Raw genomic sequence first — 474 nt, forward strand, 5'->3', positions numbered from 1 at the left:
TCAGCGCCTTGCCTTTCGGCATGATGAAGCGCGCTGGAAACTGCAGATAGGAGCGTGAGAAGGCGTAGGTCGCGCGCGATTCCGGTGTTGCGGCGATGCCGGCGATGATCGCCTCGCCTTCGCCTTTCCGCAGTGCGCCTTCCAGCTCGGCCCAGGGCAGGGCCTGGATCTGGCATTTTTCGACAATGCCAAGCTCGGCGCAGATGGCGCGTGCCAGATCGATGTGGAAGCCGGACAGCTTTCCCGCACCGTCGAGGAAGTTGAAAGGCGGGAAGTCCGTGGTGGTGAGGAATCTCAGCCGGGGCAGCTTCGAAAGGTCTGGCTTGGGCAGCCGCTCCTTGGCATCCCACAGCACCGGAACCTGAGGCGCCGCGGCGCGCGCACCGTCGGCGAACGACAGCAACCCGATCAGCATCGCAAAGGCGAAGGACCTCCACCGGAACGCCAAGATAAAACTCCGCCACAGTCGTGCTC

1 protein-coding gene is annotated in these 474 nt (G+C 63.7%); it reads right to left on the minus strand.

Going from position 1 to position 474, the window contains the following annotated elements:
- Positions 1–448, minus strand: a 448-nt coding sequence (locus EOC94_RS33535; RefSeq protein WP_127295886.1) for a transporter substrate-binding domain-containing protein, incomplete at its 3' end; no start/stop codon positions are given.
- Positions 449–474: the final 26 nt, after the last annotated feature.

The sequence above is a fragment of the Mesorhizobium sp. M6A.T.Ce.TU.016.01.1.1 genome, assembly GCF_003997065.1.
GTDB lineage: Bacteria > Pseudomonadota > Alphaproteobacteria > Rhizobiales > Rhizobiaceae > Mesorhizobium > Mesorhizobium mediterraneum.